We start from the raw sequence: 13,213 nt of genomic DNA, 5'->3' as shown, positions 1-13,213 counted from the left end.
ATCACTTCCCCCATGTGCACAGGCTCCTTTTTGCTTTCTTTTGATGCAAAGCATTCTTAACTTCTTACCATCTGAGCTGCATGTGTCACCCGGTTTCGTCCTCCAGTTTTGGAGGCATACAGGGCGTTGTCCGCTTTTTGGAACAAGGAATTTTCCGTATCTTCCTCTACTACAGTGGCCGCACCGATACTCACCGTAATGTTATATTCACCCCAGTCGGCTGAAGCAACCTTTGAACGATATCGTTCTGCGATACCAATCGCCTGCTCCTCTTCACAATCTGGAAGAATGATAACAAATTCCTCCCCGCCGTAACGTGCAACCACATCCGTACTTCTCGACAACGATTGCAGCAGCCCTGCCAGATTGCCGAGCACCAGATCTCCGATCGGATGTCCGTACGTATCATTAATGCTTTTGAAATGATCAATGTCTACCACCAGAAGGGAGAAATAGCGTTGTTTCTCACGGAACCTCATCAAACTTTCAAGCATTTTTTCCTGGAAAAACCTTCGGTTCTTCAATCCTGTCAACAAGTCGGTGGAGGCCAGTGTCTCCAACTGATCATTCACTTTGATTAACGCCTGCTCTTTAATTTTATATTCTTCATGCAGTCGTTCAAGCTCCTTGTTCGCTTCTTGCGTCGCTTGATACAGCTCCTGTAGTTTGGTTTTGGTATGCAAAATATCCTTCTCATGTTCGATTCGCTTACGCATGACAACAACGACACAATCCACAACGCTTTCCCCGTTACGGGTCTGACGAATACCGTTAAGCAGAACAGGAACAGCCTGCTGATCACGGGTACGGAACGTAAAGTACATCTCGTCCACATGTCCATATAACTGAATGTAAGGATAGAAATACGTATGGAAAAACACCTTGTTGCTCACCGACATGGTGGATTCAATATGTTGCCCTATGAGCTCATCGCGTTCATATCCAAGCATCGTAAGCAAAGTTTGATTAACCGACTGTACGACGCCCGAATCAGAGATAGAGAAGTATCCACAGGGAGCCAGATCTAATTGTATATCCATGGAATAACTGCCTTTCTTCCGCGTTTTATGCGCTCGTTAAATAATCCTTAATCATTCGGATGGTTTCTTCCGGTTGACTTAGATGCGGATAATGTCCCTTGGCCGTCATCTGTTGCAACCTGCTATTCTTCAGATGAGCGTGTAAATAATCCCCTACTTCTACCGGGGCAATGCTGTCATCCGAGCACTGAAGAATCAATGTTGGCACAGTTGCCTGCTCCAGATCAATACGACAGTCAGATAAAAACGTCACTTCGGCAAATTGTCTCGCAATATGCGGATCTCTGGAGCAGAAGCTTTTCTCCAACTCTTCCGTCAGCTCTTTCCGTTCCGGATTGTTCATCACAATGGGTGCCAGATAACTCGCCCACCCAATAAAATTCATCTGCATCATCTCAAGTAATTCATCGATATCATTCCGATCGAAACCTCCATAATAATTCGGCAGATCATTCACGTAACGTGGGGAGGGCCCTAACATTATAATTTTATTGAAATATTTGGGATTCTGAATTGATGCCAGCATACCAATCATACTGCTGACGGAATGCCCGACAAATATGGTGTCCTTTAGCTCAAGCGCTTCCATAATTTCCAGCACATCCTGGGCGTATCCTTGAAGGTTGCTATATTTGACAGCATCATAATAGTTAATTTGAGATTCGCCAGATCCAACGTAATCAAACAACACCACACGGTAGTTCTCCATAAAACCTGGAATAATGTAACGCCACATATCCTGATCACATCCAAAACCATGAGCAAACACAATCGTTTGGCTACCCGAGCCAAGTACCTTAACATTATTTCTTACAAGTATATCAACCGTCATTGCATATCACCTCTCCGAGGTAGTATTCACTTGAATCATTTTATCTGATTATTATACCGGAAAATGTTGGGATATGAATGTAAAATTATTAATAACTTCTCTCGTCCACCAAAAAATCATGAACCCCAGTTCTGAATATGCGCTTTACAATCTGACTATCGTCAGGTAAAATCAGTTCAACATGTCGCGCGACAGAGATCAACATTACGGAGGAAAACCATGAGTACTTCAACACATAGCTCTACACCTCAGCAACTCTGGGGAAGATCATTCCTGTTTATCATGTTAGCCAACGCATTATTGTTTATGGCATTTGAAATGTTGCTTCCCACCTTGCCTTTGTTTGTCTCAAGTCTTGGTGGCGAAGCCTCCCAAATTGGGCTTGTTACCGGCGTATTTATGTTTTCCGCCATCTTGATTCGACCCTTCACTTCTGTTTTGGCAGCTCGAATAGATAAAAAATATCTGTTGATTATCGGCATCACTATCTGTGCGTTAATGACAGGCGCATACTACCTATCGTCAGGTATTTGGATGATTCTTGTGTTTCGAGTGATCCACGGATTCGGATTTGGTTTGGCAACGACATATTTTGCAACGATTGCCACTGAAAACATACCAAGAGATCGCCGGGGAGAAGGTATGGGGTATTTCGGCGTAGGGGAAACGGTCGCCATATCCATCGGTCCATTAATTGGAACAAGCTTGTTGTTTAGGTACGACTACCAGAGCCTGTTTATGGGTGGCATGTGTATTTTGCTGTTAGCTCTCCTGATGACAGTGTTTGTATCCAGAAAACCGAAGACAGGAGGTAGTAGCGAGTCCATGCAAACCCATGTCCCTTCGGTGAAACTGATTGAAAAGAAGGTACTCTTCCCTTCCCTTCTCATTATGCTCGTTGGCATTGCAGCCGGTTCGATTATGTCGTTTGTGGCTTTATTTGCTGCCGAAAGAGGGTTCGAGAATATAGCCTGGTTTTTCTTCATCGTCGCCATCGCCAGCTTCGCCGTTCGACTGTTCTCGGGGAAAATGTTTGATCAATGGGGACCAGGTTACGTGTTGTTACCTTCTGCCGTGTTTGCAATCGCGGGACTACTGGTTCTGATATTCGCCCAGACTGATGTGCAATTCCTGATCGCCGGCGCATTATACGGCTTTGGTTTTGGTGCCATATTCCCGGCCATTCAGACCTGGTGTGTGAATCTTGTAGAAGAACATGAGCATGAAAATGCGATGGCTTCCTTCTTTAATTTTTTCGACCTCGGAATTGGTGGTGGTTCGTTGATCCTAGGCGTGGTGGCTTCTGCATTTTCCTATACGGTGGTGTATGCTATCTCTATAGGCATTTTTGTGGTATATATCTTGTTATATTTGGTATACTCCCAAAAACAGCAGAGGTATACAGCTCGCCAACTGGAGGTAGACATTGAGTAAAAAACGAATCAAGGAAATTGCCATTCAACATTTTAATCGTCTGGGTTACGAGGGGACCAAGATGGCACAGATTGCCGAAGAGGCAGGCATTCGCAAGCAATCCCTGGCTTATCATTATTCATCCAAAAAAGCGTTATTGCTGGAGTTATATGAGGAAGTTGTGCAGGAGGAACAACAGTTTGTACGCCAATTTTTCAGTGAGTCTGTTACCCAAACGCTGGATCAGCAGCTTTATGCCTTTTTGCATGAACACAAAAATCGCTTTCTGACTCATCCAAACGTTGCTTTTATGTATATCCTGTCCTTTATCACACCGCTGGAGGTGCATGATTTTGTGCTGGCCCAATATCGAACGTACCTCGGGACACTGAAGGAAGAGCTGGCAGCCGTATTTACCAGACATTCCGATATACGCCTGAGTCCGGAAGAAGCCACCGTAGCTTTTGTCACCGTGATGGATGGATTGGATGTACAGCTCGTGTATGAGACACGGCAATCCTATGAACAAGCTTTGGCGATCACCTGGAATGTCTTCTGGTCAGGCATCCAGCGCTAACCAATTGATTACGATAAGACTACACAAGTAGGAGGAATCAGACAGAATGCAACAACTGGATGCGGCCTTGAGCCGTTTGGTGGAACAGCAGGATTTATATAATGAAGCTTATGGACTTTTCAAAAATCATGATCTGCGTCCCCGCGAACAACATCACCAGCCGGAAGTGGATACACGAATACCTCTTTCTCCAGAACTTCAGTATCTGTACAGTCATTATGAAATGATGGATGCGGATGCTGAAGGTACACTCAAAATGAAAAATGCCGCCGTCGAAATCGGTGATGCCGCACTTATTTCCTTTGTTGCACCTGAACATCTGCTTCGTCAGCAACTGGGGTTCCGCTGGATTGGCATGAATGAACCTTATGAGGAGTCCTCCACTTGGCCAAAAAGTCACGTCGTCATCGCAAACTTTAACGATGATCCGTTAATTGTAGATGTAGAAGCACCAAACTCTCCCGTATATGCCGCTTTTACAGGTGGAGAACCAAACCGTGTTGCTGATTCGCTGTCAGACTTTTTCAGTGCACTAGCCATCCTGATTGAAGCGGCGCGCACCTATGCCGGAGAAGTAAAAGATGAAGAAACCTATGAAACCAAGCCCGAGTATCTGGAGCAAGTGGAACCTTTATTGCAAGATCTGTTGGGAGAGGAGTATACTGCTCATCTTTTCGAATATCTGTCATTTTGTTAAAACGGGAATTGGAGGGGCGCCCATATGATCTATGTGGCTTTGCTACGAGGCATTAATGTAGGCGGGAACAATAAAATCAATATGAAGCAGCTGAAAGAAACGTTTGAACAAGCAGGCATGCTCGATGTCGTTACATACATCAACTCTGGCAATATTATTTTTGCCGATCATCTGGAACGTGCCGATGCAAATAGGGAGATATCCCTTGTGCTGGAACAGGCCATCGCCGCCGACTTCGGCTTACAAATCAGGGTAATGGTGCGGAATATGGATGAGATCCAGAGAGTTATTGAAGCACTGCCAGAAGAATGGACTAATGATGATACGGCCAAAAGTGATGTAATGTTCCTCTGGGATGAGATCAATGAGCCCTCCGTGCTGGACCAACTGCCCATCAAACCGGAAATTGGTACACTGATCTATGTTCCCGGAGCGATTTTATATTCAGTCAGCAGAGAAGATGCGTCCAAAAGTGGCATGAACAAGCTTGTGGGTTCCAAAGTCTATGCTTATATGACGGTTAGAAATGTGAATACCACACGTAAGATTTATGCCCTGATGCAAGCAGCAGCAGAGAAATAACTCCGAACCAGCCCAATGGATAGTCAGTTATGTATCGTCCAATTCATATGAAAAAGCATGCAGAAAACATCCTTATGGATGTCTCCTGCATGTTTTTTTGCCATATAAGGAAACTATTTTACCCACCGTGTATTAGTCAATTTAGTCAATCTGAATGCGTCTGCGAGATTGATCATCACCAGGACGTTTCGGAATCTCGAGCTTCAGCACACCTTCTTCCAATTTGGCCTTAATGTGCTCCTCATCAATATGATCAACATAGAATCGCCGGATAAATTCGCCGGAACGGCGTTCTTGCCGTATGATTCGATTGGAGTCATCCTTCTGCTCCACTATATCATTGCGTTTGGCACGAATAATCAATTCATTACCTTGAACCTGAATGTCTATATCCTCTTTGGCAATGCCCGGAAGCTCGGCTTCTACCGAATATTTGTCTTCTTCCTCACGAATGTCGGTCCGGAATGGCTGGGAGCCAGTTCCAAAAGGGGAGAGGAATGAGTTCTCAACCATGTCATTGAAGGATTTCAGCATGTGTCCGAACGGGTCTTCATTTCGTTTACGAAACGGAATCAGATCAAACATGAAAATCAGCTCCTTTTGTGTGGTTGGTTTATTGGTGTTGCTTACATTGATTATTATAATACCCGTGCAAATCAGGCTCAAAGTCCGTAAAAGACGAAAAAAACCGATTTTCTTTCATCATGATTCACTATTTTAAAATAGATCCTTTTTTCTTTTATTTTGACCTTATTTGATCTTCTGACTTTGTCTGACTATAACGAATGAATGGCGTCCGTTACAGTATTGGATTCATTCTTCCGCATTCCCATCATCATGATTGCCAACAAGACAACCAGAACAGCTACGAGCATAAATGGAACATGTTTGTCCACCTGATAAAGTGTCGTTGTAAGTAAAGGCGTAATGACGGCGGATATCCTCTGTATCGCTGCTACCAATCCCGCTGCACCTCCCTGCTGTTCTTTGCTAACTGCCAGCGAAGCACCTGCCATGAACCCGGGCATCATCAGACCTGAACCCATGCCAAACAGGAAAAACGAGAAATAATACATGGATAACACATTGAAGACCAAAAAAAGGATCATGCTTGCGATCAGAAAAAGGGATCCGAGCAAAATCATCGGGCGTGGCTGCCATTTCAACCATTTCATCTGCATGATCTGCATGATCAACATCGCTGCTCCAGAGAACATGAGTCCAAACGAAACCATTCGGGCAGTCGCCGCTGGAGATAGAGCCAGTTGATCCTGGAAATAAAATCCTCCGACAACCTGTAATGTCATGATACCCATCATCGTGACCAAGCCGGCAGCAAGGTACATTCGTAATCCACGTTGGAACGGGTTTACTTTAGGCGGTTTTGCCTGAATGACCGGTTTGGCTGACGGGATTAACAACAAGGCAATAATAAACGCAGCGATCGCTATAAAAATCCCAAAATAAAGCGGCCAGAGCAGACCGATGAGGGTAAAGGCTCCTGCAATCGCAGGTCCAAATACAAGGCCAAGTCCATTCGCAGCACTGATAATCGCCATCCCGCTTCCCCGCTCCTCCCCTTCTGTCACATCACCCATATAGGCCTGGGCAGAAGAAAGTACAGCTGGAATAAACATACCGATCAGACTGCGCGTCACAATCAGAAGAGTTAACAACACGCCCCCTCCGATCCATGCATTCAATCCCCCGTACAATGCCAGTGCAAATAATGCACAGCTCACAGACATGCCTATGAATCCAATCAATATGATTGGTTTTCTTCCTCTTATATCACTCCATCTGCCCCATACCGGAGCCATGACTGCCATCATTATGGACCCAAGCGAGATAATAAGACCGGAATGACTTTCTTTCATGCCCAACTCGCGAATAAGTGGTGGCATAATGGGTGCAATTAGCATCAGACCCAACATGGCTGCAAATACGCTAAAAAAAATACTTCCTCTGATTCGGTTCATGTTCATACACTCCTCTATATTTCAGTACAGTATTCACTATACCTGGAGTATACAAGGCGGAAAGAATCCCCACTGCCTCTATACGGAACAATTCACGGCAAGACGGATTATTTAATAAATCTTTTTCATCTCGGAAGGCTTCACGCCGAATTTGCGATAAAATTGCTGCGAAAAGGCACTGACATTGCTGTAACCGACTGCAATCGCGGCCTCGGTGACGTTGTTATTCTGATTGCGCAGCAACTTCATGGCGTTGTCGAGACGAACCTGACGCAAATATTCGAACACCGTGCTTCCGAAAAGTGCCTTGAATCCTTTTTTTAATTTAAAATCGTTAAGACCTACTTGTCTGGACAATGCTAGCAAAGATGGAGGATCTACCATACAGGCCTCCATAATCTCCCGTGCCGTATGTAACTTCCGGATGTCCTCTCTGGAGAATCCCGCGGGGATTGGCGCCAGATCAAACAGTTGTATCATAAATCGATTCAAGATCTCCAAGGCTGTCGCTTCCATCATTAAGGATGATCGATAACTGTTGTTTAATTCCACAATCAAACTGTCGATCATCGTTCGTATCCGGTTATCCAATTGAAATACAATCGGCCTGAACACTTTTCGTCCCAACACCTGATTAAACGCAATCGACTTGAAACCGCCCAGTTGTGCCGCAGCATAATTGAACAGAGAAACCGGAATCCCCAGCGAAAAGGACGTATACAGCTCCTTTGCCGGAGGATGAAACCACGCTTCGAAATCATGCATAAAAATAAGGGCCCCTTGCCCTATCGATAATGAATAGTCCTCACCGGATATATCCACATGTCGCTCTCCTGACAAGGCAAATTGCAATTCCACAATGGATGTCTCGGAAGCAAAATACGTAGGATAAGGCTGATGATATTCAACCTGGGAATATAAAATCTCAATGCCACTGTATGTTGTCACTCTTTTGACCTTACCGCTACCCGCCTTGGGAGAGAGCAGATACGTGTGTTCATCTTGCTGACTGTAAGGTTCCTGGGTCAGGTAATGCTGATATACTACGCCTAATGCATCATCCGTACGCATGGGTATTCACCTCGCCTATACCTTGATCATACTCATCAGTAAAAGAAAGTCCGAATTAATTGATAATGATTCTCAATTAATTCTACCGCAATTTCTTTTTTTAGACCAGTCCTATATATGAAGGTCACGTATAACCTTTTACACAAATCGCAGACTTCTCTTACCTCACCTTAACATTAGCTCCCTATACTAAAACAATTGTACAACTCATTACACACGAAATGATAAAGGGGATCTGGAACATTGAATAAGAGAAATCAATGGCTTGCCGTTCTGTCGATGACTGCCATTCTTACCGCAGGAGCAACCAGCTACACATCAATGATTCATGCCGCTGACGCAACTAAAACTACCAATAATCATGTCGTACTGCGTACAGCCATCCAAAATATGCAGGGTACGGTCACATGGAACGGAAGCAGTCGCAGTGTTGATATCCAGATCGCAGATACTAAAGTACAACTTCCAATAGGAACGACTTCAGCCACCATCAACGGTGTGAAAACTCCTTTGGACAGTAAAAGTTACATCACCAAAGGTACAACGTATGTATCTTCCCAAACGCTAAAATTAATTACGGATCAACTGATCCTGAAACAAAATAAAACCGGTTTTGAACAGACCGCATCGTTTCAGATGCCTGGTGGCAAAGCAGAAATATCAGCCTCTACGCCAGATGGACAGCGCCTGCTCGTAACCGAAGCAGACAATGGTAGCATTGCCATACTGGATATTGCTGACTTGAAAAACATCAACGTCCTGAAGACAGTCAGCTTCCATGACCTCTCCGCCAAAGCTGAAGTCACAAGCGTAACCGTGTCCAAAGATGGTAAATACGGTCTTGCTATTATTCGTACAGGGGATACAGATAGCGAAGCAAACAAAGGATTGCTTGCCATTGTGGATCTGACAACCTACAAAACCGTCAAAACATATGAACTAGGCATTGGTCCTGACTCCATTGCACTGTCACCTGACGGTCTGCATGCGGTTATCGCGATAGAGGATGAAGAACTGAATAAAGCTGCCGATGAAATTGACTATGCCAACACCAAACGTCCGGGTAGCATTATGGTAGTATCTTTTGCTGGCGGGAACGTATTGGAGGGTGAAATTACCAACTTGCCAGTATCTCTGGACAATGTAGAAGATGCCATCTATCCGCATGATCCACAACCAGAGTATGTTGCCATTAGTCCAGATAGTAAAACAGCAGCCATTACGTTACAGGAAAACAATGTCGTTGCCATTGTAGATCTGGAGACAAAAAAAATTAGCTCAATCTTCGCTCTGGGTACCACTTCACATCAAGCGGATCTGAAAGATGATGGTATCGTTCAGTTTAAAGAGACGTTGACCGCTCGTTATGAGCCGGATGGGATTGCTTTCTCGGCTGATGGTAAATACCTGCTGACAGCTAATGAAGGGGACTTGGGCAAGAATGAATTTGAGGATGGTGTAAAAGCGGGCGGACGCAATATTGCTGTCTGGGATCTGCAAGGCCAGCGGATGTACGATAGCCAGAACCTCATTGACGAGGCAACCGCCATGGTCGGCTTGTACCCGGACGATCGCAGTCCCAATAAAGGCAGTGAAGTGGAGAATTTGACCGTTGCTACTGTAGACGGCACAACATATGCCGCGGTAGCTTCCGAACGGGCAGATGCCATTTTGTTCTTTGATCTTGCTGATCCGGTCAATCCGGACTACCTGGGTCTGATTCCTACAGCCGGAGAATCACCGGAAGGAATCCATCGTGTTAACGGACGCAGCCTGTTTGTAAGTGCAGATGAAAGTACTGGAACCCTTAGTTTTTTTGCCAAGAAATAGAACGAGCGCCCCGGGTATGCAAAGGCTGAATTGAATGGTTTCACGCTGTATTGAGTAGGAAGGGGCGAAGAGCCCCTATCCTCCCATACTGTTGTACCCACACCATTCGGCGTATCCACAATTAGTGGTTCAAAAAGTTAACGAGATTTTATATTTTCCAATCCCTGCTTGTTCCGCTCTACTTCCTCTTGTAATACTCGTACTTCCATCCTTAATGTGGATACTTCCTCTTTGACACCAGACCTCTTCATCACAAGATAGAAGATCAGATATAATACGAGGCCCATCATAATAAAGAAAATCAATAGAGTTATAATCCCAGCAATAACAAAATTACTAGCTCCATCCATAATGTACGTTTTCCCCTTTCCGACATTCTATTAATTTATATTTACAACAATACCATATTTAAGCATAACGAACAGTATGAAAAGCCAAGAGACTATGCTCCCTTGGCTTTCAATTTATCTATATACCTTTTATCTATATATACCTTCCTACCCAGTAATCCTTATTCCCAGAAGAAACGGCCTGCAAACACTTTTTCCGTCAACAGTTTATACGTTTCTTCAGGCAATTCCTTTTTCATCTTTGCCATAACGGCTTCTTTGCCTTGATTATATTGTGTGGACATGCCAATCTCTGCCGTTGTATTGCTTGCATCCAGACGCATGATCGGTGCTTGGGCATCTTTCGTCCAAGGTGTCCATGCCGCAAGATCAGGGGAACCACCCGTACCTGGATTGCCTGTGTACAGGAACTGTTTCAGGTATGCTGCCATCGCGGTGGACAACTCATCACGTCCTGGTTTGTTCGTATCGCTAAAGTACCCCTCAGGGAAATAGGCAGCAATTCCGTCTGCGTGTCCTGTATAGAAGTCCATATCCGCACCATGTGGTGCACCCAGTAACGTGAGCAAACGCTCAGAGATGACCCCAGGTTGTGTGCCCCATGCAAAACGATACGCATATACCGGCGGCTGACCTGCTTCACTCGTCAATTGCTCCGCTACACGCTCTGCATTAAAGCCTGCATAAGCTTCACTACCATATTTCAATGCAGCAGCATATTGCTCCGCCTTGGTTTTATCGGTAAACAGAGTTTCATCCGTGATGGATGGAGAGAAGTTTGGATCACCGAAGGCAAAACCGGAGAACTCCGTTTCCAGGCTGCCGAGCAATACTGGAACTTTCTTATAATTGTCGTTATTGATGGCGTCAAATCCTTCTTTCGGAATCACGGTACCATCACGGAATAGATGCGGGAATGGGTCCATACGGATTGCCGTTGCGCCAAACGCAGTGACCAACTTGTCCGCAGGCAGTGCACGCAGGTAACTCTCCAGCTGTGCCTGAGATTGCTTGCCAATCCATGCTTTTGCTTCTTCTGCGTTAGCCGCTTTCCCCTCTTGCACGAGTAGCTTCACAAGTACATCCTCGGATTTTTGCTCGCCTTCTTCCGGTGATGCTGTCGTTAATCCTCCGCTGAAAGCAATAACTTTTTGATACAGTCCTTTGCTAAGCGGAGAGATCAGAGTTGCCAGCACATCACGCGCACCAGCAGATTGTCCAGCTAATGTAACATTGCCTGTATCTCCGCCAAAACCTTCGATATTATCCTGTACCCACTCCAATGCACGGAATGCGTCAAGCAGACCATAGTTACCTGAGTCATCCAGGGCATTGCCTGTTTTCAGCGCTGTATTCTCAAAGAATCCAAGGGCTCCCAAACGGTAATTCACTGAAATGATAATGCTGTTGGTACTCCGTGCAAGCTGTTCACCTTGAAAATCTTTACCTGATCCGGTCATATTCCCGCCGCCGTGCAGGAACACCATGACCGGAAGTTTCGAACTGGTTGTGTCGGGACGCCAGATATTGAGATACAACGAATCCTCGCTTCCCGCTGTCGTTTTGCCGGAGATCTGCAAGCTGTTCGCTGCAAATTCCTTAACCGATCTGGTTCCTGTCCATGATGCCGGTTCTTGCGGGGCTTTCCAGCGCAGTTCACCTACTGGCGGTTTCGCGTAAGGAACACCAAGCCAGCCGAGCGTGCCATATTGCTTATAGGTTTTGCCATCAATCGCGCCATACTTGGTCTGTTGCACCGTTTGAGGTTTGAACGCTCCAGCTTCTTTATGTTTCAACCAGTTCTGCTCCAAAGTTCCACTGCCATTCTTAAGCTGTATCTGCAAAGCCTGTGCGGTTGCCTCTGCCATCAGGCGATTGGTAAGTTGACTCGCGCCCTTCCCTTGAAGTGCCTTGATTCCTTTACCAGCCGCGTAGGTGGAAGCCGTTCCCTGCTCATAATCCGAACCCGCTTCATATCCAAGCACCTTCAGCAGCATTTCGGCATAACCTTCCGCTGTAAGGGGTGCATTAGGTTCAAACTTCTCTGTTCCTGTTACAATCTCAGACACATACGGATGCTGCTTCAAGTAACCAACGACCGGTTGTAATACTTTGCCTGCCTGAGCCGCATCGTCATACGTTTCCGATCCCTGATAAGCGAGTGCTTCTTTCTCCAATCCGGACAAACGCAAGTAAAGTACTGCGGCCTGAATACGTGTAGCCTTTTTGTTCAGATAAGCTGCATTAACACCTTGACCGCTGCCGCGAATAAGCTCGGATTGGATCAACTTGTCCATCGCTGCTGAAGAAGAAGGTCCTGTATTGCCTGCTGCATAAGCTGGTAGAGCGGATACACATAACCCCAGAATTGTTGCTACGGCAATCGAACGTTTAATGGTTTTCATGTCATAAATCTCCTCGCTGTCCAATGGATAAGTTCATTGGAATGTCCATTTGAGATGCGTATCTGAGAATCAGTATTCCAATGTCTGGATGAGTCTATATCTCTATTTATGAAAAATTAAATCTGCTGCGCTCCTTTCTGTTCGAAATATCTGCTACGGCGCTTGCGGTCATGCCATCAGGCATTTTTTTATATAAAAAAACCTGAACCGAAGGCAAACAGACATCGCTTTAGCGTGGTCTACTGCCCTCAATTCAGGTTTTGCCTGCAATCAGTAACAACCCTGAGGAATGAGGTTCATTCCATATGAAAATGTAAACGCAATCAATCGTTTGATGAACAAAGAACCAACGAATGAACTGACACAGGTATTGCCCTAAACAGGTTACAATCCTGTTGTTATGGTGATGTTAGCACACAATGTAAGCGTTCGCAATA

The 13,213-nt window shown here is 45.2% G+C and carries 11 protein-coding genes; 5 read left to right on the top strand and 6 right to left on the bottom strand.

Annotated elements, in window-relative coordinates:
- Window positions 1-56: 56 nt before the first annotated feature.
- The gene (locus FE296_RS19060; RefSeq protein WP_150365995.1) at window positions 57-1,040 is read right to left on the bottom strand and encodes a sensor domain-containing diguanylate cyclase; all 984 of its coding nucleotides are present in this window, start codon (window positions 1,038-1,040) and stop codon (window positions 57-59) included.
- 25 nt (window positions 1,041-1,065) lie between these two features.
- Window positions 1,066-1,872: an alpha/beta fold hydrolase gene (locus FE296_RS19055; RefSeq protein ID WP_150365994.1), complete on the bottom strand. Its 807-nt coding sequence runs from the start codon at window positions 1,870-1,872 to the stop codon at window positions 1,066-1,068.
- Between the two features lie 219 nt (window positions 1,873-2,091).
- On the opposite strand from FE296_RS19055, the gene FE296_RS19050 reads away from it, so the two are divergent.
- From FE296_RS19050 to FE296_RS19035, 4 genes are read left to right on the top strand one after another with little or no spacing between them, the layout of a single operon-like run.
- Complete coding sequence (locus tag FE296_RS19050; protein ID WP_150365993.1) at window positions 2,092-3,306, top strand: MFS transporter; 1,215 nt, start codon at window positions 2,092-2,094, stop codon at window positions 3,304-3,306.
- A complete protein-coding gene (locus FE296_RS19045; protein ID WP_047843882.1) occupies window positions 3,299-3,862 on the top strand; it encodes a TetR/AcrR family transcriptional regulator in 564 nt (187 codons plus the stop codon). Before FE296_RS19050 ends, FE296_RS19045 begins: the two co-directional genes overlap by 8 nt.
- Window positions 3,863-3,908: 46 nt before the next feature.
- Entirely contained in the window at window positions 3,909-4,559 is a 651-nt protein-coding gene (locus tag FE296_RS19040; protein WP_150365992.1) for a hypothetical protein, read from the top strand.
- Window positions 4,560-4,583: 24 nt separating this feature from the next.
- Window positions 4,584-5,141, top strand: coding sequence for a DUF1697 domain-containing protein (locus FE296_RS19035; RefSeq protein ID WP_150365991.1), 558 nt, complete (start codon window positions 4,584-4,586; stop codon window positions 5,139-5,141).
- A 141-nt stretch (window positions 5,142-5,282) separates the two neighbouring features.
- Here the strand turns inward: FE296_RS19035 and FE296_RS19030 are convergent, their stop codons facing one another.
- From FE296_RS19030 to FE296_RS19020, 3 genes are all read right to left on the bottom strand, one after another.
- Entirely contained in the window at window positions 5,283-5,726 is a 444-nt protein-coding gene (locus FE296_RS19030) for an Hsp20/alpha crystallin family protein (RefSeq protein WP_036617413.1), read from the bottom strand.
- 191 nt (window positions 5,727-5,917) lie between these two features.
- Window positions 5,918-7,120, bottom strand: coding sequence for an MFS transporter (locus FE296_RS19025; protein ID WP_150365990.1), 1,203 nt, complete (start codon window positions 7,118-7,120; stop codon window positions 5,918-5,920).
- A 111-nt stretch (window positions 7,121-7,231) separates the two neighbouring features.
- Entirely contained in the window at window positions 7,232-8,191 is a 960-nt protein-coding gene (locus FE296_RS19020; protein WP_150365989.1) for a helix-turn-helix transcriptional regulator, read from the bottom strand.
- 243 nt (window positions 8,192-8,434) lie between these two features.
- Between FE296_RS19020 and FE296_RS19015 the strand changes: the two genes are divergently transcribed.
- Window positions 8,435-10,021, top strand: coding sequence for a choice-of-anchor I domain-containing protein (locus FE296_RS19015; RefSeq protein ID WP_124115871.1), 1,587 nt, complete (start codon window positions 8,435-8,437; stop codon window positions 10,019-10,021).
- Between the two features lie 511 nt (window positions 10,022-10,532).
- Here the strand turns inward: FE296_RS19015 and FE296_RS19010 are convergent.
- Window positions 10,533-12,776: a carboxylesterase/lipase family protein gene (locus tag FE296_RS19010; protein WP_150365988.1), complete on the bottom strand. Its 2,244-nt coding sequence runs from the start codon at window positions 12,774-12,776 to the stop codon at window positions 10,533-10,535.
- Window positions 12,777-13,213 lie beyond the last annotated feature (437 nt).

It is taken from the genome of Paenibacillus sp. UASWS1643 (assembly GCF_008693195.1).
GTDB lineage: Bacteria > Bacillota > Bacilli > Paenibacillales > Paenibacillaceae > Paenibacillus > Paenibacillus amylolyticus_B.
The sequence above is the reverse complement of the archived record's forward strand: the minus strand, read 5'-3'. Positions and strand labels throughout refer to the sequence as shown.